We start from the raw sequence: 22,092 nt of genomic DNA, 5'->3' as shown, positions 1-22,092 counted from the left end.
AGCACCCACTTAAAACGGCAGTTTGAAGCCGGGCGGCAACGGCATTCCAGCGGTCAATTCCGCCATATTTTCCTTCACCTTTTCCGCCACCCGCTGCACCGCCGCGTTGGTCGCCGCCACAATCAAATCCTCCAACATCTCCTTGTCATCACCACCCAACAGCGACGGATCAATCTCCACCCGTTTCATCTGATGCTGACCGGTCATCGTCACCCGCACCATGCCGCCGCCAGCCTCGCCAATCACCTCTTCTGCCGCCAACCGCGCCTGCGTCTGCTGCATTTCTTCCTGCATTTTCTGCGCTTGCTTTAACAATCCACCCAATGCTTTCATCGTTTTAACCTCTTAATAAATCACCATTAAATCGCACTGCCGCTGGTTCAATCGTCCAGCGGTTGAATGCTATCAGGCACCCATTGCGCCTCAAATTTTTCCCGCATCTGCTTCACCAGCGGATCAGTGTTTAACAATTCCACCGCCGCCTGTTGCCGCACATCCAGCTCCCGCTTCTGCGTTTGCGCGAGCGTCTCCTCCGGCAACGTGCCCACTTTCAGCGCCAGCTTCACCGTCGTGCCCAGCGCCTGCTCCAACGCCGCCCGCAAAATCTCTTCAGACCCCGGATTGCGCAAGCTGCGCATCGCCGGGTCAAGAATCAACGTCAACTGCCCATGTGCCCATTCGGAAAACACGCAATGCTGAGCGATCTGCGCCGGAATGCCCCGCAGCGGCAGTCGCGCTGCCAATTGCCGCCAATCGTCCGCACACGTTAATGAGACCTCACCCGCAGCCGGAGCTGATGGCGCAGTCGCAGCCGGCGCATCTTCCCAAGGTGGGACTCTGGTTGGCGCAGTCGCAGTTGGGGCAACGGCGGCTGGCGCGGGCACTGCGTACAGTGACGGCGCGGGACGAGCGGGTGGCGCAGTCAGCGGCGCGACCGGTGCGGCAGCAGGTCGCGCTGGCGCTGCGGCTTGACTGAAATCCGCTGCCGGACGAAATGCCAGCGCCCGCAGCAAAACCATTTCAAAGCCCGCTCGCGGATCGGGAGCCAGCGGCAAATCGCGCTGGCCAGTCAATGCCACTTGATAATAAAGTTGAATATCTTCGGCTGGAATCGCTGCCGCCAGCGCCGTCAATCGCGCCTGATCGGGATCATCTGCCGCCACGCTGCTCGGCACCTGCTGCACCAGCGCCAGCCGATGTAACAGCCCAATCAACTCGCGCAGCAATTCCTCAAAATCCGGCGTTAGCGCCGCCACCCGTTCAATCTCAGCCAGCAACTGTGCGCCATTCGCTGCCGCCAGCGCGTCGAGCAGATTGAGCACCAAATCGCCGCTGACGGTGCCGAGCATCGTCCGCACTTCATTTTCCAACACGCGCCCGCCGCCAAACGCAATCGCTTGATCGAGCAGGCTTAAACCGTCGCGCATACTGCCGTCTGCTGCTCGCGCCAGCAGCGGCAACGCAGCAGGGGCAAATTCCAAGCCTTCCGTCGTCAACACATGGCGCAGGCGCTCGGCGATTTCACCGGGCAACAGCCGGCGCAGATTGAATTGCAAACAGCGCGATAACACCGTCACCGGCACCTTTTGCGGATCGGTGGTCGCCAGCAAAAACTTCACATGCGGCGGCGGTTCTTCCAGCGTTTTCAACAGCGCATTGAAGCTGGCGGTCGAAAACATGTGTACCTCGTCAATCAGGTACACCTTGAACCGCGCCCGCGCTGGCGCATACGGTACGTTATCCAGCAGTTCACGGGTTTGATCGACCTTGGTGCGGGAAGCAGCGTCCACTTCGAGTAAATCAACGAAGCGCCCGCTGTCGATTTCGCGGCAGGCAGAACAGACGCCGCACGGCTTGGAACTGATGCCCTGCTCGCAGTTGAGCGCCTTGGACAAAATCCGCGCCAGCGTGGTTTTGCCGACGCCGCGAGTGCCGGTGAATAAATAGGCGTGGTGCAATTGATCGCGGTCAAGCGCGTTCGAGAGTGCCTGCACAACGTGCTGCTGTCCGACCAGATCGTCGAACGCTTTGGGACGCCATTTGCGAGCGAGTACCTGATAAGACATGCGTCTGAAAGCAACCGATTTAGTGAATAATGAGGCGTTCAAGTGTAACAGTTGTCAGTTGTCAGTTTGCAGTTGTCAGAAAGCAGCGCGTTGTGACTGACAACCGACAACTTAATTCACCCGAGCGCGTCCCTCCAACCAACACCATCCATCCTGACTGGTCAACACACCCCGCAGCTATGTTTCATCCCATCCCATTGTTTATCGGTTTGCGCTACACCCGCGCCAAACGCCGCAATCATTTCATCTCCTTTATTTCCGGCACCTCAATGGTCGGCATCACGCTGGGCATCATCGCCTTGATTGTGGTGTTGTCGGTGATGAATGGCTTTCACAAGGAAATTCAACACCGCATCCTCAGCATGGCGTCCCACGCGACGTTGAGCGATCCCTACGCCGGCATGGCGAATTGGCAGGAAGTGCTCGCGCAGGTGCGGGCACATGCTGACGTGGTTGGTGCCGCGCCTTTCGTGGAAGTGCAGGGAATGCTGGTCAACGGCGCAGCCGTCAGCGGGGCGCTGATTCGCGGCATCATTCCGACGGAAGAAGATCAGGTCGCCGAGCTGCGGGCGCAGATGGTGAGCGGTTCGATTGACGAATTAGTCGCCGGCGAATTTCGGATCATTTTGGGGCGCGATCTCGCCGACTATCTCGGCGTGGCGGTGGGCGACAAGGTGACGGTGGTGTCGCCGCAAGTCAGCTCCACGCCCGTCGGAATCATGCCGCGCTTAAAACGCTTCACCGTCAGCGGCGTGTTCTCGGTCGGCATGGCGGATTACGACCGCAACGCCGCCTACATTCAAATGGATGACGCCGCGAAATTGCTGAATCTCGGCACGGCGGTGTCGGGAGTGCGGCTGAAATTAACCGACATGTGGGAAGCGCCGCGCCTCGCCCGTGAGATCGCCTATGACCTCGGCGGCACCTATCGGCTGCTGGATTGGACGCAGGTTCACAGCAACTTCTTCAGCGCGTTGGCGATGGAGAAACGGATGATGAGCATCATCCTGTTCCTGATTGTCGCCGTCGCCGCGTTCAACATCGTGTCCACGCTGGTGATGGTCGTCACCGATAAACAAGCTGACATCGCTGTCTTGCGGACGCTGGGCTTGTCGCCAGCGCGAGTGATGGCAGTGTTCGTGGTGCAGGGCACCGCCATTGGCGTGATCGGCACCTTGCTGGGGATGACGCTCGGCGTGGTGCTGGCGCTGAATGTTGAGGCGGTGGTGGGCGCGATTGAGCAGACATTTGGCATTCATTTTCTTGATCCGACGATTTATTACATCAGCGCCCTGCCGTCCGATGTGCATTGGCTGGATGTGCTGTGGATCGGCGGCGGAGCCTTTGTGATGTCAGTACTGGCAACGCTGTATCCGGCGTGGCGGGCGGCGCAAACCCAACCAGCGGAGGCGCTGCGTTATGAGTAACGAATTGGTGTTAGACGTGCGGGAGCTGGTGAAAACCTTTCATCAAGGCCCGCAAACGGTCACGGTGCTGCGCGGCGTGACGTTCAGCGTCGGACGCGGCGAGCGCATCGCCATCATCGGCGCGTCCGGTTCTGGCAAAAGTACCTTGCTGCACTGCGTCGGCGGTTTAGATCGCCCCACCAGCGGCAGCGTGTGCTGGCTCGGCACCGATATCAGCCGGTTATCGGAAACGCAGCGCGGGCAGCGCCGCAATCAACAGCTTGGTTTTATCTATCAATTCCATCACTTGCTGCCGGAATTCACCGCGCTGGAAAATGTGGCGCTGCCGCTGTTGATTGGCGGGGCGAGTGCGGACAAGGCGCTGGCGCTGGCGACGGATTTGTTGACACGAGTGGGGCTGGCGCAGCGCCAGACCCATAAACCCGGCGAATTATCAGGCGGCGAGCGCCAACGCGCAGCGGTGGCACGGGCGCTGGTGACGCATCCGGCGTGTTTGTTGGCAGATGAACCAACCGGCAATCTGGATCGAGTGACTGCCGGGAGCGTTTATGAGCTGATGTTGGAATTGAACCGCGATCTCGGCACCAGTTTGGTGATCGTGACGCACGATCCCGATTTGGCGGCGCGGATGGATCAGATTTGGCGTTTAGATGACGGGGTGTTGACGCGGGCGGGAGCGTAACGTTGTTTGCGCTTATAAATGCGGTGCAGCAGCATCCAGCGCCAAATCGCCTGCACCGTGAGATAACCAATCAACCCGCTGACGGCACCGCAAATCAGGCTGCCGAGCACCAACGGCTCAATCACGCCGAGCCAGTTGTGCCAATCGAGCCAGAAATGCACGTTAAATCCTTCTGCCTGTAGTCCCAGCAACCAGCAGCCGATGACGTAGGCGACATAAAACATCGGCGGGCTGGTGACGGGATTTGTGACCCACACCAGCGCGACGGAAATCGGCAAATTGACCCGCATCACAATTGCCAAGCCAGCGGCGATGAGCGACTGCATCGGAATGGTCAAAAACATCGTAAACAGCCCAATCGCCACTGCGCCGGGGACGGAGCGCCGATTGAGATGCCAGAGGTTGGGATCGTGCAGCAGCTTCCCGAATAGTTCCGTCAACCGCGCATTGTCTCGAATATCTTTGGGCGTGGGCGTCACCCGCTGTAACCATTTCTTCACGTTGAAATTCCACTTGTTTTTGCATGGTTTTAGGTCGATTAGTATAACAATCGCTTGCCAATCGGCGCGGTTGCTGCGCCAGCGCGTCTATCCGCATCAAATGCCGTGCCACCACTGACGCTCATCCCGGCGGGAATCGCCTGCACTGCCGGAATCGCTGCGTTTTATTTGTTTCCAGAATGGACGCTGCCTTCGACGTTGGCGGAAGCACCGAGTTGGCTGCTGCTGCTGGCGGTGCTGATTGTTGGACTAAAAAGTCTCCCTTTGAAAAAGACACATCACAGCCCCCCTTTGAAAAAGGGGGGTTGGGGGGATTTATCAAGCGGCAGTTGGCGGGATTTCAGAACATTTTTCATCATCCCACTGCTGGCACTTCTCGGCTTCAGTTGGGCGCAGTATCAAGTCAGCAATGTATTACATCATCCTTTTCCTGCCGCCCTGACCCGCGCCCCGCTGCTGCTGGACGGGCACATCGCCTCCATTCCCGTTATCACCAGCTACGGCACCCGTTTTCAATTCGATGTCAGCGCCGCCACGCACGACGGACAACCGCTGCCGTTCACTGGGCGCGTGCGGCTGACGTGGTATCAAGCCGCGCCAGCATTGGCAGTTGGCGAGCGTTGGCGCTTGCCCGTGCGCCTCAAACCGCCTCACAGCACCGCCAATCCCGGCGGACGCGACGGCGAACGCACGTTATTTGAACGCGGCATCAAAGCCACCGGCTCCGTGCGAGCGGGCGGTGAACGGGTGGCTGCCAGCGCGGGCAGTTATTGGCTGCAACGCTGGCGGCAGCAGATCGCCGCGCATCTCACGCAAACAGCGGGCGCGACCGATCCTCGCGGCATGATGGTCGCGCTGGTGCTCGGCGAAACCGGCAGCTTGACGACAGCGGATTGGGACGCGCTGACCCGCACCGGCACCAGCCATCTGATCGCCATTTCTGGCTTCAATCTCGGCATGATCGCAGTCGTCGTGATTGGCGCGACGCGCTGGCTGTGGCGACGCAGCGCGTGGTTGATGCAGCGACTGGCGACGCCTCGCGCCAGCGCGGTGGTGGGCATGATCGGCGCGGTGGGATATGCCGGATTAGCGGGATTTTCGATCTCCACCCAACGCGCACTCATCATGTTGCTGGTGATACTCAGCGCCCAGTTTTGGCAACGCACGTTGCGCCCGTATCACGCGCTGGCGTTGGCATGGATTGGCGTGGTGCTGTTTGATTCTACTGCGATGATTTCATTCGGCTTCTGGCTATCATTTGGCGCAGTCGCGCTACTGCTTTTTCATCTCGGCCAACGTCTGCCGCGCCGTGATCTGTGGACGCAATTCGGACGGGCGCAGTGGGCGGTGACGTTGGGATTATTACCGTTGCTGCTGGCGCTGTTTGGGCAGGTGTCGCTGATTGCGCCGCTGGTGAATGTGATCGCAGTGCCGCTGTTTAGCCTGCTGCTGCCGCTGGCGTTGAGCGTCAGTGTGTTGAGCGTGATTCCGGCAGCGACGGCACCGCTGCGCTGGACGGCGCAGTTGCTGAATAGCGGGATGGACGGTTTGACGTGGCTGGCGCAGTGGTCAGAGATCGCAGTGACGCTGCCGCCGTTGCCGAATTGGGTGCTGGCAGCCGCGACGCTGGGCGCAGTGTTGCTGCTCGCGCCGCGTGGTTTGCCGGGACGCTGGCTGGGCGTGATTTTGCTGGTGCCGGTGCTGACGACGCGCCCACCGCAGCCAGCGTGGGGTGAGGTGTGGGTGACGGTGTTGGATGTCGGGCAAGGATTAGCGGTGGTGGCGCAGACGGCGGCAGGAACGCTGGTGTTTGATACCGGTCCGGGCAGCAGTGACGGTTACAGCGCCGGCAGCGCGGTGGTTGCGCCATTTGTGCTGGCGCAGGGCATCACGCAGGTGGAGCGGGTGCTCATCAGTCACGCCGATCAAGATCATGCCGGTGGTTTGGTGGCGCTGGCGCGGCGGGTGAAATTGATGCAGGTGCAAAGTGGCGAGCCGCAGCGGTTGCAATTTCCCGGCGCGACGCGCTGCGCAGCCGGTGAGCGGTGGCAGTGGGCGGGCGTGAGTTTTCAGGTGCTGCATCCGGCAGCGACGGCGGCGGAAGTCGGCAACAATTCGTCGTGCGTGGTGCGGATTGAAACCGGCGGGCGTTCGCTGCTGCTGACGGGCGATGCGGATCAGCGGATTGAGCGGGAATTGGTGGCGCAAGTGGGCACGGCGCTGCGCAGTACGGTGTTGATTGCCGGTCATCACGGCAGCAATACCTCGACGGGTGCGACATTTCTTAACGCGGTTGCGCCCAGTTGGGTTTTATTTTCAGCCGGGTTTGCTAATCATTTTAATTTTCCGACGCAAGCGGTGCAGGAAAGAATCGCGGCGCGTGGGATTCAAACTTTAAATACGGCGACGGCTGGCGCAATTCAATTCCGCTTTAATGCAAATGGGCAATTTGAATTACCGAGTGGCTGGCGCGAGAAAATACGGCGGCGGTGGTGAGTTGAGTTGATTTTAATTAACTGCCTTATCTCAAATCCCCCCAACCCCCTTTTTCAAAGGGGGGCTTTTTCTCCCCCTTTGAAAAAGGGGGCTGGGGGGATTTATCAAAGGAAGATTTTTAATTGCGCATTTTTCAAAAAGAACTGAGCACAGCGACAATTAACAACGCCGTTTCGGTCACTTCAATCAGCGCCCCTGCGGTGTCGCCAGTAAAGCCGTTGAGTCGCGCCAGCATCGTGCGTCGCGCCAGCACCAATACAATCAGCATCGTGAGCAGCAATGCTGCGCCGAGTGCGCCGAGAATGCCGCCAACGCTCGCCGCAATCAGACCGCTCGTCAGCCACACCGTCCGTCGCGGCAAATAATGCGCTTGGGCATACGCCATGCCCTGCGTGCGAGCGTAAGGCGTGGTCAGCAGCAGCAAGTTCAATTGCACTCGCGCCAACAGCGGCAGCCACAGCAATAACCAACCGTCGCCCTGCGCCAGCAGCGCCTGTAATCCGGCGAATTTGGCGATCAACACCAGCCCGATCACCGTTACGCCCATCGCGCCGCAGCGCGGGTCTTTCATAATTTCCAACGTGCGCTCGCGGCTGCCCAGCCCGCCAACCCAGCCGTCGGCGCTGTCGGCAATCCCGTCTAAATGCAAGCCGCCAGTCGCCCACACCCACGCCATGAGCACCAGCGCAGCGGCAACGCCCGTGTCGCTGCCGGTGAGCAACCACGCGGTGCTCGCGCTCACTGCGCCGAGCAGCAAACCGATCAGCGGATACCACACGACGGAGTGCCCGATCTCTGGCGCGGTCGTGCTGCCGGGATCGGGAAACGGCAGGCGGCTGAGAAAGCGCCCCGCAATCCACACTGAACGCAAATGAAATGGTTTGAACATTTTAGTTATCCTCATGCGCCGCAGTTGCCAATCAGTCATCATTGGCAGCGTTCGGCAGCAATTGTTGCAGCGCGTTTAGCGATTCTAAACAGATTGGATCATTATTGATCGGAGCATTCAATATGCCAAAAATTATCAAGTTTGATTTACCGATTGACGGCATCAGAGCGAAAAATATCGACGAATTGCGCGAGCATTTCACGCTGGAGATTCTCCCTTATTTTCATAACGGGCTGTTGGCGAAATGGCTGGCGGTGCGCAAATTAACGACCGAATTGAGCGCATTACAAGCCATTGCTGCCAGCACCGATCCCGCGATATTCAAAGACCTGTGCGCAGTGTTTGGCGTTGAGGCAGATGATGTTGTGATTGCGCTCATGTTTAATGATCCCACGCCTAAATTAGGCTTGACAGTTGCCGAGGTCGTCAAGCAAACCGAATCTGCGGATAAAGTGATCCATCTCGCCGCATTGCTGCCGATTCAAGCGGGCACATTAAAACTGTTTACAGAACGGACGTTGGTTGTTGATGCAGTCGATTTAGACGGCACCGATTTGATTTTACAATCCGCAGACGGAACGCTGATTTTTAAGTCGTGTCGAATCGCCAAAGCGATTAATGCGCGTTATTTAGCTTTTGGCGATGGAACTGTCCTAGACATCCGCACGAGTTTGCAATGGATGCGTTGCGCTTTGGGACAGACTTGGGACGGCAAGAATTGCACTGGAGCAGCAAGTAAATACAATTGGAATGCTGCGCATGAAGCGGTGGCAGCGTTGAATCACGACGGCGGTTATGCTGGATATTGTGATTGGTGGCTGCCATCACTTGATGAATTAAAAACGTTGGTGTATTGCTCCAGCGGTCAGCCTAAAACGTGGAATGATACTGGTGAGCCGTGTGAAGGAGAATGTAATCGCCCGATGATTGATTCTACTGCTTTTCCTGATACGCCGAGTTCGTGGTTTTGGTCCGGTTCTCCGCATGCCGGCAACTCGTACGGCGCGTGGTTCGTGAATTTCTTCAGTGGCAACGCCAACTACAACTTTCGGGACTACGGCGGCCCCGTTCGCCTCGTCCGCGGTGGACAGTGATTTTGATCTTTTTGATTCGTTAATGATTAAAACGCCTCATAATAATGAGGCGTTTTTATTGGCTGCTCCGTTGCTAAAATTCCTTTAATAACAGAGTGGTGTTAGTGTCAAGTCACAACATCTGGCGCACTGCGCCCCGTCCGCGTTTCAATCTGCGCCAATTCCCGCGCAATTAAAATTAACGGCTGCATCGCCTCCTGCGTTTCCCGTTGATGTTGCGTTGCATCTGGCTCGAAATACTCCAAATAAACCCGCAGCGTTGCGCCTTCCGTGCCCGTGCCCGATAACCGCAACACAATTCGCGCTCCGCTCTCAAAACCAATCCGAATGCCTTGCTGCGTTGAGATGCTGCCGTCAATTGGATCGGTATAAGCAAAATCATCGGCATAACTGACAACTTCATTGCCCAAAGTGCGCCCGGCTAATTCAGGTAACAAAATGCGCAAATGATTCATCAATCCTTCTGCGCCAGCTAATTCCACGCCTTCATAATCATGGCGCGTGTAATAATTGCGCCCGAATTGTTGCCAATGCGCAGTCACAATTGCGGCGACGGATTGCTGCCGCACTGCCAAGATATTCAGCCAAAATAACACCGCCCACAATCCATCTTTTTCGCGGACGTGATTGGAACCGGTGCCAAAACTTTCTTCACCGCATAACGTAATCCGTCCGGCATCCAATAAATTGCCAAAGAATTTCCAGCCCGTTGGCGTTTCAAAACATTCCAATCCCAGCGCGGCAGCGACGCGATCCGCTGCTTGACTGGTCGGCATCGACCGCGCAACGCCGCTGATGCCAGATTTATAGCCGGGCACCAGCCGCGCATTGGCCGCCAAAACCGCCAAACTGTCGCTGGGCGTGACGAAAAAGTCCTTGCCCAAGATCATGTTACGGTCGCCGTCGCCATCCGACGCGGCGCCAAAATCCAGCCCCGCTGCGCCCGTACACAGCGCCACCAATTCCTGCGCGTGCGCAAGATTCGGATCGGGATGACCGCCGCCAAAATCTTCCAACGGCTGCCCATTCAACACCGTGCCGGCGGGTGCGCCGAGCCGATGTTCTAAAATATCAATGGCATACGGGCCGGTAACGGCGTGCATCGCGTCAAACCGCATCCGAAACGCGCCGCCGCTCAACAACTGCCGGATCGCGTTGAAATCAAACAAGGTTTCCATCAATTCGGCGTAATCGCTGACCGGATTGAGCACGGTCACGGTCATCGCGCCGAGGCTGAATTCCCCCTCTAAATCAAGATTGAGCGGTGGCGTTGCCAGCGTGAGATAGCTGTCGATGGTTTGGGTGCGGGCAAAAATGGCGTTGGTGACGGTTTCTGAGGCGGGGCCGCCGTTGGCGGAGTTGAATTTGATCCCAAAATCTTCATCGGGGCCGCCGGGATTGTGGCTGGCTGACAACACGATCCCGCCTTGGGTGTGGTATTTGCGAATCACGCACGAGACGGCGGGAGTAGAAAAAATGCCACCGCGCCCGACCAGCGTGTGTTTAACGCCGTTGGCGGCTGCCATGCGCAAGATGATTTGAATCGCCTCGCGGTTATAAAACCGACCGTCGCCGCCGACGACCAACACGCCGCCGTTGAGTTCGGGCTGAGTGTCGAAAATGGCTTGCACGAAATTTTCAAGATAATGCGGCTGTTGAAAGACTTTGACCTTTTTGCGCAGCCCGGAAGTGCCGGGGCGTTGACCATCAATGGGGGTGGTGGCGATGCGTTGCGGTTGCATGTTCAAATCCTTGAGCTGTGAGCGAATGTCGTCAGTGCGCGGGGCGGTGACGGCGCGAGTGCAGCAGCAGGTGCGAAACCTGACAGCGAGCGAGGCATTTTAGCGTCAAGCCAGACAAACACGCTGGCAGTTGGGATTGCGCTTTCGCATATCGACCACTTTTTTGGAGCATGATTTGATGAACCCTTTTTTGATGCTGATCGTTGCCATCGCTGTCACCGCCAACCTCGCCGCGTGTGATGTGTCCGACTCCACCAACTCCAGCGCCAGCATGACTGGCGTGAGCGATGGCGCAGGTGAGGAATTATTGGACGTTGCCGCTGCCGGTGATTTATCCGCGCTCGAAGAATTATTGGGGCGCACCCGCCAGCCCGATGTGCGCGATAGCTGCGACTGGACGCCATTGATGAAAGCTGCGTTGTCTGGTCACACCGCCGTCGTGGCGCGGTTATTGGATGCGGGCGCGAAAATCGACGCGGTGGATAAAGGCGGTTACACCGCGATGATGTTGGCGGCATCGAATAATCACGCCGACACCGTTGAGCTGTTATTAAAACGCGGCGCGATGATTGACCATCAAGAGCAAACGGAAGGCTGGACGGCGCTGATTTGGGCAGCAAAACAAGGACATACCAAAACGGTGGCGACGTTGCTGCAACATCGCGCCGACCGCACCTTGAAAGACTTTTTCACCGGCAAAACTGCGCTCGATTGGGCGAGTGAAGGCGGCTATGTCGAGATCGTGAAGTTGCTGCAAAGCGGCACTTAAACGAGAGAATTTCAATGCAAATCATTGATTTCACAACGCATCCCATCGGCATCACCGCGCTGGTGATCTTTGGGCTGGCGTATCTGCTGGTGATGGCAGAAGAATTTGTCCACCTGCGCAAATCCAAGCCGGTAATTCTCGCTGCCGGTTTGATCTGGTGTTTGGTGGCTTACGTTTACGCGCAGCACGGGCAGCCAGAAGTGGCAGCAGAAGCCGTGCGACATAACCTGCTGGAATACGCGGAATTGATGCTGTTTTTGCTGGTGGCGATGACTTACATCAACGCGCTGGAAGAGCGGCAAGTCTTCGACGCGCTGCGGGCATGGCTGATTCGCAAAGGCTTTGGACTGCGGGCACTGTTCTGGCTCACCGGCGGCTTGGCTTTCGTGATTTCGCCCATCGCCGACAACCTGACCACCGCGCTGCTGATGTGCGCAGTGGTGCTGGCAGTGGGCAACGGCCAGCCGCGCTTTATCGCACTCTCCTGCATCAACATCGTCGTTGCTGCCAACGCAGGCGGCGCGTTCAGTCCGTTTGGCGACATCACCACGCTGATGGTGTGGCAGCGCGGGATTATTGATTTCTTTGGCTTTTTCGCATTATTTATTCCGGCACTGGTCAACTTTTTGGTGCCGGCGCTGCTGATGCACTTCGCCATTCCCAACTTAAAACCGACGGCGGCTGCTGACGCGGTGCCGATGCAACGCGGAGCGCGGCGGATGATCGCGCTATTTTTGCTGACCATCATCACGGCGGTGAGCGTCCACAACTTTCTCCATTTGCCGCCGGTGATCGGAATGCTCACTGGCTTGGGTTATTTGCAACTGTTTGGATTTTATCTGCGCCGCAGCCATCGCTCGCAGCACGCGCAACCAGCCGGCGATCACGCCGAATTGGTGGGCGAGCGGAAGCCGTTTGATGTGTTCGCTCATGTGGCGCGGGCTGAGTGGGACACGCTGTTATTTTTTTATGGCGTGATTCTGTGCGTCGGCGGGCTGGGACAACTGGGTTATCTGGCGCTGGTGTCGGAGGTCATGTATCAGCACTGGGGCGCGACGGTGGCCAATATCAGCGTGGGGCTGCTGTCTGCGATCATCGACAACATTCCGGTGATGTTTGCCATTTTGACCATGAATCCGGCGATGGATGAGACCCAGTGGCTGCTCGTGACGCTGACGGCAGGCGTGGGCGGGTCGTTATTGTCGATTGGCTCGGCAGCGGGCGTGGCGCTGATGGGGCAAGCTCGCGGGGTTTATACCTTTTTTGGACATCTCAAATGGACGCCGGCAATTGCGCTCGGCTATGCCGCCAGCATCGCGGCGCACCTCTGGCTCAATGGCTAAGTTTGGAATCAATGTTAAAAAAATCGATTTTAATCAGCGTGTTATTTCTGAGTAGTTGGCTGCTGGCGCTCTGGCAACCAAACCTCACGCCGCTGCGCCCGGCGGAAGCTGCCATGCCGCAGATTTGCTGGTTGGCGGCGGTGGTGGACGGCGACACGCTGCGCGTGACCTGTCAGGGCAAGCCGGTGACGGTGCGGCTGCACTGCATTGATGCGCCGGAAAAAGCGCAAACGCCTTGGGGCGAGCGGGCGCGAGTGGCGTTGCAACGAATCGCGCCGCGCATGGTGGAACTGAAGGTGATCGAATTGGATCGTTACGGGCGCACGGTGGCGGAAGTGTTCACCGCCAGCAGCGATCATCGTTCGCTGAATTTAGAGCTGGTCAAAAACGGCAACGCGGCGGTTTATGCCCGTTATTGCGACGATAGCCGCTTTACGCAGGCGCAAAAAATAGCCAAAAAAGCCAAGCTCGGTATTTGGAGTCGCGGCGGTTTGCAGCAAACGCCGTGGACATTTCGTCATCGCCAGAAAAATTGATGAGCGCCAGCGACGTGCAGTGGATGGAACGCGCCTTGATGCTGGCGCAGCGGGCGGCAGAGTGGGGTGAGGTGCCGGTGGGCGCAGTGCTGGTGCGCGATGAGGTCGTCATCGGCGAAGGTTGGAATTGCCCCATCGCCAGCCACGATCCGACGGCTCATGCCGAGATTCAGGCGTTACGCGCTGCCGGTGAACAGGTGGGCAATTATCGGCTGCCCGGCTCGCGGCTGTATGTGACGTTGGAGCCGTGCGTGATGTGCGCTGGTGCGATTATTCATGCCCGCGTCAGCGCCGTGATTTATGGCGCTCCCGATCCCAAAGCTGGCGCGTGCGGCAGCGTGTTCACGGTGCTGCCGTCAGATCACCGTTTTAATCACCACACCGCCTGTCAGGGCGGGCTTCTCAGCGCCGACTGCGCCGAGCTGCTGCGCAGCTTTTTTCGAGCGCGGCGGGCGCGTTCTGCATCTTCGGAAACCAACTGAATGAACACGTTATTACGCTTGGCGGCGCTGATTGATGCGATGAACGAGCGCATCGGACGCGCCAGCATCTGGCTGATTCTCGGCGCGGTAGTGATGAGCGCCACCACTGCGACGCTGCGTTATCTGCTGGATTGGGGCTCAAATGCGATGCTGGAGGCGCAGTGGTTTATGTTTGGGCTGGTGTTTTTGCTGTGCGCCCCGGTAACGCTTAAAAATCAAGGGCATGTGCGGGTTGACATCATTTATGGGCGCTTGTCGGAGCGCGGCAAGCTGCTGGTCGATCTGTTGGGCGGACTGCTGTTTTTACTGCCGGTGTGCGGGCTGATCGTGGTCGATGCGTGGGATTATTTTATGTTGTCATTTCAACAACATGAGGCGTCGATGAATCCGGGCGGGTTGCTGTGGTGGCCGATCAAATTAGCGATTCCCGTCGGCTTTAGCCTGCTCGCCGCGCAGGGCGGATCAGAAATCATCAAAGCCAGTGCGGCGTTATTGGGGCACGCGGCAACGGCGACGCTGCCAGACGAGTAACTTCACGCGTTGGCTTTTCAGCGTCCAATCAAGCTGTCAAACTGGCAGCATTCGCGCCTCAGCGCACTTTGACACAACAGGATGTAGCGATTGCGCAGCGTGGTCTACCCCGGAACCTTCGACCCGATCACCAATGGTCATGTGGATTTGGTGCATCGCGCCGCACGACTGTTTGACCAAGTCACGGTGGCGGTGGCTGCCGATACGGGCAAAACGCCGTTGTTTTCCACTGCCGAACGGGTGGCGCTGGTACGCGTCAGCGTGGCGGAGTGTGACAACGTGACGGTGGTGCCGTTTCGCGGTTTGTTGGTGAATTTTGTCCGCGAGCAGGGCGTGAGCGTCATCATGCGCGGGCTGCGGGCGGTGTCCGATTTTGAATATGAATTCCAGCTCGCGGGCATGAATCGCCGGATGGCACCGGAAATCGAAACCTTGTTTTTAACCCCCGCCGAGCAATACGCTTATATTTCCTCTTCGCTGGTGCGGGAGATCGCCCGCCTCGGTGGTGATGTCTCCACCTTCGTCACGCCAGCGGTGCAAGCTGCATTCACCAAACAGTTTGGATAATATCCTCACGTTCTATATCACTCACGACCTCAAGCAACCATTTAAGGAGTTTCCCTCATGTCCCTAATGATGACTGACGAATGCATTAACTGTGATGTCTGTGAACCAGAGTGCCCTAACGGCGCGATTTCACAAGGCAAGGCGACCTATGTCATCAATCCTGATCTGTGTACCGAATGTGTTGGTCACTTTGAAACGTCACAGTGTGTTGAAGTCTGTCCGGTCGATTGCATCATCAAAGACCCGAAGCATCCCGAAACGGAAGACCAACTCCGTGCGAAATACGAGCGGCTGACTGCTGGTTAAGTTTCAGCGCGACCCGCAGCGCCGTGTTTGAATAAAAGCCCCGTTTTTACGGGGCTTTTTTAGTTGAGAACAGTTTGAGACATGCTGCCATGATTGACCCTCGCGCCCTCGTCGCCTACTGCGATGATTTTTTAGCGGTCACACAGTTTCACGATTACGCCCCGAATGGGTTACAAGTCGAAGGCGAACGCTCGATTCAGCGGTTGGTCAGCGGCGTGACCGCTTGTGCGGCGTTGCTGGAAGCGGCGCTGGCGCGGGAGGCAGATGCGATTTTGGTGCATCACGGCTGGTTCTGGAAACATGACAATCCGTGTTTGATCGGCATTCACGGGCGTCGCGCCCGGACATTACTCAACGCAGGTGCCAGCTTGATCGCCTATCATCTGCCGCTCGACGCCCATCCCGAAGTTGGCAACAACGCTCTGTTGGGACAACGGCTGGGTTTTGTGGCGCGGGAACCAACGGCAATTGCCAATGGTCTGGTGTGGGCGGGGCGGCTGGCGCAACCGTGTTCGGCGGTGGTGTTGGCAGAACAGGTGACGCAAACGCTGCGGCGGCAAGTGACACTTGTTGGTCATACGCAGCGCCTGATCGAGCGTGTTGCATGGTGCAGCGGCGGTGGTCAGGGTCATTTGGAAGCGGCAGCCGCGCTCGGTGTAGACGCGTTTATCAGTGGGGAGCTGTCTGAGCAAACCACGCATCAAGCGCGAGAATGTGGACTCTGCTATCTCGCAGCCGGTCATCACGCCACCGAATGTGATGGCGTCCAGGCGCTCGGTACACATCTGGCCGCCCGGTTTGGGCTGTGGCATGAGTTCATTGAGATTGATAATCCGGCATAGACGGTCGCCAATAAAAATTGCCGTTAAATCATTATTTTCTCGCTTTTTCCTTGACCTTTTTTACGGGAATCGCAGAAAATGCGCGGTCGATTCTACAGACAATCGTCATATTCTTATTTTCCACCTGAACGTTTCATCCAAGCTGTTTGAGTGACCACCGGATACACGGCGGTACTGACAGGCAGCCGGGGGATATTGGCTTATGAGCGCGGAAGGCGTGAACAACATGAGGCGACGAGTGCTCGTCGCTGCAACCAGCGTGATCGGTGCCATCGGTGCCGGTTACGCATTAGTCCCGTTTGTGGCATCCATGAATCCGAGTGCTCGCGCTCGGGCAGCCGGTGCGCCAGTCGAGGCAGATGTGAGTAAATTGGAACCGGGTGCTTTGCTCCGCGTGAAGTGGCGCGGTAAACCGGTGTGGGTGGTGCATCGCACGCCAGAAATGATTACGGCGTTGGCAACCAATGATCCTAAATTGGTTGATCCGCAATCGGCAGTTGAATCCCAACAACCGGCGTATTGCCAAAATCCGACCCGTTCGATTAAGCCGGAATATCTCGTTGCTATTGGCATCTGCACCCATTTGGGATGCTCACCAACCTATCGTCCAGAATTCGGGCCGGATGATTTGGGCGCGGATTGGAAAGGCGGTTTTCATTGCCCGTGTCACGGGTCGCGCTTTGATCTCGCAGCGCGGGTGTTCAAGAACGTTCCGGCACCCACGAACTTGGTGATTCCCAAGCACACCTATCTCAACGCCACCACCATTTTAATTGGTGAGGATCGAGGAGCTGCCTGATGAGTGCGGAAAAAACTGAAAACCTAAGTTGGATCGATAAGCGGTTTCCATTGACGGAAACGTGGAAGGGACACCTTGCCGAATACTACGCCCCTAAAAATCTGAATTTCTGGTCATTCTTTGGCTCTTTAGCCATTTTGACGTTGTTAATTCAGATCGTGACGGGCATTTGGTTGGCAATGAATTACAAGCCAGATGCGGCTTTAGCGTTTGCTTCCGTTGAATACATCATGCGTGATGTCGATTGGGGCTGGTTAATTCGCTACATGCACTCCACCGGTGCCTCGATGTTTTTCATTGTGATTTATTTGCACATGTTCCGCGCTTTATTGTGGGGTTCATACCGCAAACCGCGTGAATTATTGTGGATCATCGGCGTGATTATTTATTTAGCGATGATGGCAACTGCTTTCTTCGGCTATTTGCTGCCGTGGGGACAGATGTCGTATTGGGGCGCACAGGTGATCGTGAATCTCTTTGCCGCCGTGCCAGTCGTTGGTGATGATTTATCGGTGTGGGTGCGCGGTGATTACGTCATTTCTGACGCAACGCTTAATCGCTTCTTTGCCTTCCATTTCTTGCTGCCCTTTATTCTCGCTGCATTGGTCTTTATTCACATCGTCGCGCTGCATCATGTTGGCTCGAATAACCCCGATGGCATTGAAATTAAAGACGGTCCAAAAGGCAATCGCTGGAGTCCAAAAGCGCCAGCCGATGGTATTCCTTTTCATCCGTATTACACGGTGAAGGATTTCATGGGCGTCGTGGTCTTTCTCGCGTTATTCAGCTTGATCATGTTTTATGCGCCGACGATGGGCGGCATCTTTTTGGAAGCGCCGAATTTCCAACCGGCGAATCCGATGCTGACGCCGCCGCATATTGCGCCGGTGTGGTATTTCACGCCGTATTACGCGATGTTACGGGCAGTGCCGCCAATGTGGGGATCGCAATTCCCCGGCGTGGTGGTGATGTTTGGCGCGATTTTGATTTTCTTCGTGCTGCCGTGGCTGGATCGCAGTCCAGTGAAATCCATCCGTTATAAAGGCCCGGTATTCAAAGTTGCGTTGGCGATCTTTGCGGTGTCATTTGTTGTGCTGGCATGGCTGGGAATGCAGCCGGCATCGGATTTGTCCACGTTGCTGTCGCAGATTTTCACGGTGTTGTATTTCGCCTTCTTCTTATTGATGCCGATTTACAGCTCGTTGGATAAGACCAAGCCCGTTCCAGAGAGGGTCACCGCATGAGAAAGCTGATTATTGCTGCCCTGTTGCTGCTGTCGCCGACCGTGCTGGTGGCGAATACCGGCGGGCCGAGCCTGTTAGATGCCGATATTGATCTGCGCGATCAGGCATCGCTCCAACGTGGGGCAAAATACTTCGTCAATTACTGCATGGGCTGCCATTCGTTGCAGTACATGCGCTACAACCGCTTGGCGCAGGATTTGGGAATTGACGAGATCACGCTGCGTGAGAACCTGTTGTTTGGCGATGCCAAGCCGGGCGATCTGATGGAAAATGCGATGCGTCCGCAGGATGCGCTGAAATGGTTTGGCACTGCCGTGCCGGACTTGACGCTGGTCACGCGCTGGCGCTCATCAGACTGGGTTTACACCTATCTGAAGAGCTTTTATGTCGATCCGACTCGTCCGTATGGCGTGAATAACGTCATGTTTCCGCTGGTGGGAATGCCGCACGGTCTGAGCAATTTGCAGGGTATTCAAGAACCTGTGTTTGCGCATGATGCCGCTGCTGGTGCTGCACCAGTGGTCGTCGGCGTGAAGCTGGTGAAAGAAGGCACCTTGTCGGCGAAGGAATACGACACGATGGTGCGCGACATCACCAACTTCCTGACCTATGCCGGCGAACCGATGCAGCTTGAGCGGCAACGGCTTGGCGTTTATGTGTTGTTATTCTTGGGCGTGCTTTTCATCATTGCGTATCTGATGAAAAAAGAGTTCTGGAAAGACATTCACTAAAACGTGATTGGTACGGGCGCTGCCGGTTTCATTCGGCACGCCCGCATATCGTTTGACCTTTTCAATCTGTATTTCCTCGAATTCAGCTATTTCAATTCCCGTCCCACTCAGCCTCACCGCTGGCGTAAAAAAAATGCGGCAGCGGCTGCCAGCAGACCCAATTCCCATGACGTTATTTTCTGATCCCATTTGTCCTTATTGTCACCGCGTCCGCATGGTGCTGGCCGAAAAAGGCATCACCGTTGATGTGGTTGATGTTGACTCCAATCACCTGCCCGATGAGGTGATGGATTTCAATCCCTACGGCACCGTGCCCACCTTCGTTGACCGCGATCTGCGCCTCTACGAATCGCGGATCATCATGGAATATCTTGATGAGCGGTTTCCGCATCCGCCGCTGTTGCCGGTTGATCCGGTCTCCCGCGCCAGCGCCCGTTTATTCATGTATCGCATTGATCGGGATTGGTATTCGCTGATGCACCGGATTCTCAAAGGTTCCAACACCGATGCGAATCACGCCCGCAAAGAACTGCGCGAAAGTTTGATTGTGACTGCGCCAGTATTTGCCGCCCATCCGTATTTTATGAGCGACGAATTCTCACTGGTGGATTGCTGCGTGGCACCGCTGTTGTGGCGCTTGCCCGTGCTCGGCATCGAATTACCGCCCGCGCAAGCCGCGCCGGTCATTGCCTATCGCAAACGGTTACAACTGTGGGAAGCATTCCGCTTGAGTCTCACCGAAGCGGAAAAGGAGATGATTACGGATTTAGCGCGATGAAACAGCAGCTTGAGCCCATGACGTCTAACAAGCCGTATCTCATTCGGGCGTTTTACGAATGGATTTTGGATAACCAGATGACGCCGCATCTGCTCGTCGATGCCAATTATCCGGCGGCGCAGGTGCCGCTCGAATTCGTCACCAACGGGCAAATCGTGCTCAACATCTTGCCGAGCGCGGTTCACGGGCTGGTGATTGGCAACGAGTGGCTGACGTTTAATGCGCGGTTTGGCGGGATAGCGCGAGAAATCATGCTGCCAACGGAGGCCGTGTTGGGGATTTTTACCCGCGAAACGCAGCAGGGCATGATGTTTCCTGAACCCGTCTATCCCGATGCGGAACCGACCAGCGCCGCACCAGTCGCTGCCGCGCCAGCTCTCAAATCAGTCGGCACGTCGGGACGCGGAGCCGGAGCGCCCGCGCCAGATAAACCCAAAGGCAAGGGCGGTCCCACGCTGAAAGTGATTAAATAACAGCAGGTTATTTCGTTGAGGTCTGGCATGACGCGCCCTTTTTGTACCTACTTCCTGTTGAGCGCCGCCGTCAGTTTGAGCGCCTGTCACAACGCGCCGGAACCGCCCGCAGTCGCCCCGGAGCAGGTGGCGACGGGCTTGATTGCTGAGGTCAGAACGCAATTGGCGGACGATCAAGTGGAATCCGCCCGCGCTGCGTTGAACCAATTGCAGCCGCTCGCTGCCAGTTTGCCCGCCCCGCTGCAAGCTGAGATCGCCCGTTTGGAGGCGATGTTTGCTGATCAAACGCCACAGACCGCTGCGCCTTGACGCAGCTTTTTTAGAATGGAATCAAGGCGATGACTGAACATGTGTTGCTGATTGACGACGATCCGCATCAATTATTTGCCGCCAGCTTGCTGATTCAACGGTTTCGCTTTCAAGTCACCACCGCCAGCACCGGCACCGAAGGGTTGGCGCTGGCACAGACGCTGCGCCCAGACATCATCGTCTGCGACATTATGATGCCGCCGCCCAACGGCTTTACTTTGAAAGCGTTGCTGGCGCAGGACGCGCAAACGGCAGATATTCCGTTTATTTTTCTCACAGCGCGGACGTTGCAAGCGGATAAGTTGGCGGCGCTGGAGCACGGCGTGGACGATTATTTGACCAAGCCGTTTCATCCCGAAGAACTCGCCGGACGCATTCGCGCCGTGTTGCGCCGTTACGACATCGGACGGCGACAAGGTCGCGCTGAAGGCGGCGTTTAACGCGCTGCGGCGAGCTGCATCGTGACGCAGTGCAAGCTGCCGCCCTGCTGAATTAACGGACGGCAGTCGAGCAGGCGTATCTCCCGCCCCGGAAATAGCCCCGCCAGCGTGGTTTGCGCCACCGCATCTGCGACCGGATCGCCATAAATCGGCAGCAGCACCGCGTGATTTGTGATCAAAAAGTTGGCGTAACCCGCCGGCAACCGCGCTCCCTCTTCATCAAGAATCGGCGTCGGGCACGGCAGCGCCACCAACCGATACGGCTGCCCGGCGGGATCGCGCAGTTCCCGCAGTTCCTGTTCCAGCGCCGCAAGTTCAGCAAAATCAGCATCTTCTGGATCATCGCAGCGGGCATAACAAATCGTGTGCGGATCGCAAAAGCGAGCGAGCGTGTCGATGTGTCCGTCGGTGTCATCGCCGCTGATCGCGCCGTGTTCCAGCCATAAAAAATGCCGCAGCCCCAGCCGCGCTGTGAGTTCCTGCTCCACCGCAGCCTGCGTCCAGCCGGGATTGCGCAGCGAATCAAGCACCGTGCGCCGCACCGCCAGCAACGTGCCCAGCCCGTCGGTTTCAAGCGCCCCACCCTCTAAAATCAAGGCGCTGGTTTCGTGCTGACAGTCGCCAAACGCGCCCGCCGCCACCAGCCGTCCGGTGATCTGGTTGTCCAAATCGGCGCTGAATTTGCCGCCCCAGCCATTGAAACCAAAATCCAGCAATAGCGGTGCGGCAGCGCCGGTCAAGACGCTGATGGGGCCGTGATCTCGCGCCCAGGTGTCATTGCTCGGCGCGATGGCACACCGGAACTGCGCGGGTGCGGCGCCAGCAGAGAGCACCAGTTGGCACACCTGCTCGCGGTGGGCGTCATCGCGGCAGACGATGAGGACGTGTTCATCGCGGCAGATCAGCGCGGCGAGTTGGGCATAGAGCGCCTCGGTGATTGGCAACTGCGCTGCCCAATCGGTGGCGGCGTGTGGCCAAGTCAACAGCACTCCGGTTTGCGGTTCCCATTCGGCGGGTAAACGGCGCATGGCAGATGATCTCGGTGG

The 22,092-nt window shown here is 57.3% G+C and carries 25 protein-coding genes; 19 read left to right on the top strand and 6 right to left on the bottom strand.

The genetic code is table 11. The annotated features are described in order from the left end of the window. Positions 1-9: 9 nt before the first annotated feature. Together CKO12_RS02525 and dnaX are read right to left on the bottom strand one after the other, a co-directional pair. Complete coding sequence (locus CKO12_RS02525; RefSeq protein WP_200153154.1) at positions 10-333, bottom strand: YbaB/EbfC family nucleoid-associated protein; 324 nt, start codon at positions 331-333, stop codon at positions 10-12. Between the two features lie 47 nt (positions 334-380). Then, a complete protein-coding gene (gene dnaX, locus CKO12_RS02520) occupies positions 381-2,066 on the bottom strand; it encodes a DNA polymerase III subunit gamma/tau (RefSeq protein WP_200153153.1) in 1,686 nt (561 codons plus the stop codon). Between the two features lie 179 nt (positions 2,067-2,245). Here dnaX and CKO12_RS02515 point away from each other — a divergent pair, with 179 nt between their 5' ends. Both CKO12_RS02515 and CKO12_RS02510 read left to right on the top strand, forming a co-directional pair. Next, positions 2,246-3,493 (top strand): lipoprotein-releasing ABC transporter permease subunit, encoded by a 1,248-nt coding sequence (locus CKO12_RS02515; protein WP_200153152.1) that lies wholly within the window; start codon positions 2,246-2,248, stop codon positions 3,491-3,493. Then, positions 3,486-4,175, top strand: coding sequence for an ABC transporter ATP-binding protein (locus tag CKO12_RS02510; protein ID WP_200153151.1), 690 nt, complete (start codon positions 3,486-3,488; stop codon positions 4,173-4,175). Before CKO12_RS02515 ends, CKO12_RS02510 begins: the two co-directional genes overlap by 8 nt. On the opposite strand, the gene CKO12_RS02505 is transcribed toward CKO12_RS02510, so the two are convergent. Further along, positions 4,127-4,675: a DUF2062 domain-containing protein gene (locus CKO12_RS02505; RefSeq protein ID WP_200153150.1), complete on the bottom strand. Its 549-nt coding sequence runs from the start codon at positions 4,673-4,675 to the stop codon at positions 4,127-4,129. The genes CKO12_RS02510 and CKO12_RS02505 overlap by 49 nt on opposite strands. A gap of 54 nt (positions 4,676-4,729) precedes the next feature. On the opposite strand from CKO12_RS02505, the gene CKO12_RS02500 reads away from it, so the two are divergent. Next, positions 4,730-7,171, top strand: coding sequence for a DNA internalization-related competence protein ComEC/Rec2 (locus tag CKO12_RS02500; RefSeq protein WP_200153149.1), 2,442 nt, complete (start codon positions 4,730-4,732; stop codon positions 7,169-7,171). Positions 7,172-7,304: 133 nt separating this feature from the next. Here CKO12_RS02500 and CKO12_RS02495 read toward each other — a convergent pair whose 3' ends face one another. Continuing rightward, complete coding sequence (locus CKO12_RS02495) at positions 7,305-8,060, bottom strand: adenosylcobinamide-GDP ribazoletransferase (protein ID WP_200153148.1); 756 nt, start codon at positions 8,058-8,060, stop codon at positions 7,305-7,307. A gap of 122 nt (positions 8,061-8,182) precedes the next feature. On the opposite strand from CKO12_RS02495, the gene CKO12_RS02490 reads away from it, so the two are divergent. Further along, positions 8,183-9,154: an Lcl C-terminal domain-containing protein gene (locus CKO12_RS02490; protein WP_200153147.1), complete on the top strand. Its 972-nt coding sequence runs from the start codon at positions 8,183-8,185 to the stop codon at positions 9,152-9,154. A gap of 107 nt (positions 9,155-9,261) precedes the next feature. On the opposite strand, the gene CKO12_RS02485 is transcribed toward CKO12_RS02490, so the two are convergent. After that, on the bottom strand, positions 9,262-10,896 hold the full coding sequence (locus CKO12_RS02485; protein ID WP_200153146.1) for an alpha-D-glucose phosphate-specific phosphoglucomutase: 1,635 nt from the start codon (positions 10,894-10,896) through the stop codon (positions 9,262-9,264). A 178-nt stretch (positions 10,897-11,074) separates the two neighbouring features. On the opposite strand from CKO12_RS02485, the gene CKO12_RS02480 reads away from it, so the two are divergent. From CKO12_RS02480 to CKO12_RS02410, 15 genes are all read left to right on the top strand, one after another. Then, the gene (locus CKO12_RS02480) at positions 11,075-11,665 is read left to right on the top strand and encodes an ankyrin repeat domain-containing protein (RefSeq protein WP_200153145.1); all 591 of its coding nucleotides are present in this window, start codon (positions 11,075-11,077) and stop codon (positions 11,663-11,665) included. Between the two features lie 14 nt (positions 11,666-11,679). Next, complete coding sequence (nhaD, locus tag CKO12_RS02475; protein ID WP_200153144.1) at positions 11,680-13,008, top strand: sodium:proton antiporter NhaD; 1,329 nt, start codon at positions 11,680-11,682, stop codon at positions 13,006-13,008. 11 nt (positions 13,009-13,019) lie between these two features. Beyond that, a complete protein-coding gene (locus CKO12_RS02470) occupies positions 13,020-13,544 on the top strand; it encodes a thermonuclease family protein (RefSeq protein ID WP_200153143.1) in 525 nt (174 codons plus the stop codon). After that, entirely contained in the window at positions 13,544-14,026 is a 483-nt protein-coding gene (tadA, locus tag CKO12_RS02465; RefSeq protein ID WP_200153201.1) for a tRNA adenosine(34) deaminase TadA, read from the top strand. Before CKO12_RS02470 ends, tadA begins: the two co-directional genes overlap by 1 nt. Continuing rightward, positions 14,027-14,557 (top strand): TRAP transporter small permease subunit, encoded by a 531-nt coding sequence (locus CKO12_RS02460; RefSeq protein WP_200153142.1) that lies wholly within the window; start codon positions 14,027-14,029, stop codon positions 14,555-14,557. It begins immediately after the preceding gene. A 90-nt stretch (positions 14,558-14,647) separates the two neighbouring features. Further along, positions 14,648-15,124: a pantetheine-phosphate adenylyltransferase gene (gene coaD, locus CKO12_RS02455; protein ID WP_200153141.1), complete on the top strand. Its 477-nt coding sequence runs from the start codon at positions 14,648-14,650 to the stop codon at positions 15,122-15,124. 57 nt (positions 15,125-15,181) lie between these two features. Beyond that, a complete protein-coding gene (locus tag CKO12_RS02450) occupies positions 15,182-15,430 on the top strand; it encodes a YfhL family 4Fe-4S dicluster ferredoxin (RefSeq protein WP_200153140.1) in 249 nt (82 codons plus the stop codon). 89 nt (positions 15,431-15,519) lie between these two features. After that, the gene (locus tag CKO12_RS02445; RefSeq protein WP_200153139.1) at positions 15,520-16,272 is read left to right on the top strand and encodes a Nif3-like dinuclear metal center hexameric protein; all 753 of its coding nucleotides are present in this window, start codon (positions 15,520-15,522) and stop codon (positions 16,270-16,272) included. Positions 16,273-16,474: 202 nt separating this feature from the next. Further along, positions 16,475-17,071 carry a ubiquinol-cytochrome c reductase iron-sulfur subunit gene (petA, locus tag CKO12_RS02440; protein WP_200153138.1) on the top strand — a complete coding sequence of 199 codons (597 nt, stop codon included), beginning with the start codon at positions 16,475-16,477 and terminating at the stop codon, positions 17,069-17,071. After that, positions 17,071-18,315 carry a cytochrome b gene (locus tag CKO12_RS02435; RefSeq protein WP_200153137.1) on the top strand — a complete coding sequence of 415 codons (1,245 nt, stop codon included), beginning with the start codon at positions 17,071-17,073 and terminating at the stop codon, positions 18,313-18,315. Before petA ends, CKO12_RS02435 begins: the two co-directional genes overlap by 1 nt. Next, positions 18,312-19,046, top strand: a complete 735-nt coding sequence (locus CKO12_RS02430) for a cytochrome c1 (RefSeq protein ID WP_200153136.1) — start codon at positions 18,312-18,314, stop codon at positions 19,044-19,046. Before CKO12_RS02435 ends, CKO12_RS02430 begins: the two co-directional genes overlap by 4 nt. Positions 19,047-19,212: 166 nt before the next feature. Continuing rightward, complete coding sequence (locus CKO12_RS02425) at positions 19,213-19,824, top strand: glutathione S-transferase N-terminal domain-containing protein (RefSeq protein ID WP_200153200.1); 612 nt, start codon at positions 19,213-19,215, stop codon at positions 19,822-19,824. A gap of 17 nt (positions 19,825-19,841) precedes the next feature. Beyond that, complete coding sequence (locus CKO12_RS02420) at positions 19,842-20,297, top strand: ClpXP protease specificity-enhancing factor (protein WP_200153135.1); 456 nt, start codon at positions 19,842-19,844, stop codon at positions 20,295-20,297. A gap of 27 nt (positions 20,298-20,324) precedes the next feature. Further along, entirely contained in the window at positions 20,325-20,606 is a 282-nt protein-coding gene (locus CKO12_RS02415) for a hypothetical protein (RefSeq protein WP_200153134.1), read from the top strand. Positions 20,607-20,635: 29 nt separating this feature from the next. Beyond that, positions 20,636-21,046 (top strand): response regulator transcription factor, encoded by a 411-nt coding sequence (locus CKO12_RS02410; RefSeq protein ID WP_200153133.1) that lies wholly within the window; start codon positions 20,636-20,638, stop codon positions 21,044-21,046. Here the strand turns inward: CKO12_RS02410 and CKO12_RS02405 are convergent. Beyond that, complete coding sequence (locus CKO12_RS02405) at positions 21,043-22,074, bottom strand: agmatine deiminase family protein (RefSeq protein WP_200153132.1); 1,032 nt, start codon at positions 22,072-22,074, stop codon at positions 21,043-21,045. The genes CKO12_RS02410 and CKO12_RS02405 overlap by 4 nt on opposite strands. Positions 22,075-22,092: the final 18 nt, after the last annotated feature.

It is taken from the genome of Chromatium okenii, from assembly GCF_016583745.1.
GTDB lineage: Bacteria > Pseudomonadota > Gammaproteobacteria > Chromatiales > Chromatiaceae > Chromatium > Chromatium okenii.
Note: the sequence above shows the minus strand (reverse complement) of the source record. Positions and strands in the feature narration are given on the sequence as shown.